This is a genomic window from Anaerotignum faecicola, assembly GCA_024460105.1.
GTDB lineage: Bacteria > Bacillota > Clostridia > Lachnospirales > Anaerotignaceae > JANFXS01.
Genome location: JANFXS010000365.1, coordinates 1 through 427, shown reverse-complemented (window position 1 = coordinate 427; position 427 = coordinate 1). Strand labels below are relative to the sequence as shown.

The window sequence follows — 427 nt, the reverse complement described above, 5'->3', positions numbered from 1 at the left end:
CGGTACACGACCCAGGCGAAGGAGCAGACTGTGGACTGCGAGATCGTGGAGCACAGCCAGGACCGGCTGAGACTGGTGGCGGACACCATGAAGCGCCTTGGAATCACTTCCTCCGTCATGGAAAGCAGTATGACTGCCGGGGAATATTTTTCCCTGAAGGAGTACTTAGGGGACCACAGGACCGTACTGGAGGATGAGTACTTCCTGGAACTGCGCATGGTGAAGGACGAATGGGAAACAGAAGCCGTAAGGGAGGCCATCCGGCGCGCCGAGGCGGGCTTTGACCGGCTGATTCCCAGGCTGAAGACCGGCATGACAGAAAAGGATTTAGCGGATGAACTTCATTATCTGGTGAACCGGGAGGGCGCCGAGGCCATGAGCTTTGGAACCATTGTCGCCTCCGGGGCGAGGGGAGCCATGGCGCACG

The 427-nt window shown here is 59.0% G+C and carries 1 protein-coding gene; it reads left to right on the top strand.

Translation table 11 applies throughout. From position 1 onward, the window contains the following. Positions 1-30: 30 nt before the first annotated feature. Positions 31-427 (top strand): M24 family metallopeptidase (locus NE664_14405; GenBank protein ID MCQ4727826.1); only part of this gene is annotated, 397 nt, incomplete at its 3' end.